At 80.0% G+C, this 225-nt stretch carries 1 protein-coding gene; it reads right to left on the reverse strand.

Annotated features, from left to right (window positions below; genetic code table 11):
* On the reverse strand, positions 1-225 hold a 225-nt coding region (locus QWJ41_RS21585; RefSeq protein WP_302710554.1), incomplete at both ends, for a hypothetical protein.

Genomic DNA, 225 nt, shown 5'->3' on the forward strand with positions numbered 1-225 from the left:
CGAGGCTGGCCAGCAGCTCGTCGGGCCGCTGCCACAGGCCGGTGCGCAACCGGCCGCCGTGGCTCCGGTACCAGCGCCGCGGCCCGGTCAACCGGTCGGCCGCGCCGGCGCGGCCGGGGCGGCGGATGAACAGGGTCCGCAGCTCGGGGTGGCCGAGCTCGCGCAGCAGCGCGGTGGACAGGTCGGCGCCGAACGGCGCGGTCACCGGCCACGGGCCCGGGTGCT

It is taken from the genome of Nocardioides cremeus (genome assembly GCF_030518195.1).
GTDB lineage: Bacteria > Actinomycetota > Actinomycetes > Propionibacteriales > Nocardioidaceae > Nocardioides > Nocardioides cremeus.